Annotated in this window: 1 protein-coding gene; it reads left to right on the forward strand. The window is 43.9% G+C overall.

All coding sequences use genetic code 11. The annotated features are described in order from the left end of the window. Positions 1-199 (forward strand): chromo domain-containing protein (locus tag JS756_RS36065; RefSeq protein WP_205387470.1); only part of this gene is annotated, 199 nt, incomplete at its 5' end. Between the last annotated feature and the right edge of the window lie 277 nt (positions 200-476).

A 476-nucleotide genomic window follows, 5' to 3' on the forward strand; every position in this document is an offset into this window, starting at 1 on the left:
ATTTCCAGAGGATCAGGACTGTTACAACATCAAGCAAATCCTAGCTAAATGGGAGTGTTGGATTGGGTGTGTGGTGTGCTTGTTTACTGAGTACCTAGTGCATTGGCATGGTTTTGACAAGAGTCATAATAAGTGGCTACAAGCTAAAGACCTAACTGGTGCCCAAGACTTGGTCAATGAATTTGACACCTCAACCTGAAACAAATACTGCACACTTCACACTCACCTTTATTCCTCATCCTTGTTTTAACATCATCATCTTGTTTACCCATTCTTCCATGGACTGATCTATGCACTGTCTCCAGCTTAATATGTCTCCTGTATTGCAATCAGAATGTTGTCTCCTCTATCTTTACTATGCATAGCAGTGCGGGCACTGCATTTTTACAAGAGGGGCACCTGTCACCAGCAGTAAGTCACTGCCTCCTCTTACCACCCAGCGGGACTTAGATAGCCTTTCCATAGCCTAGTCTGCT

Source organism: Streptomyces actuosus (assembly GCF_016921115.1).
GTDB lineage: Bacteria > Actinomycetota > Actinomycetes > Streptomycetales > Streptomycetaceae > Streptomyces > Streptomyces actuosus_A.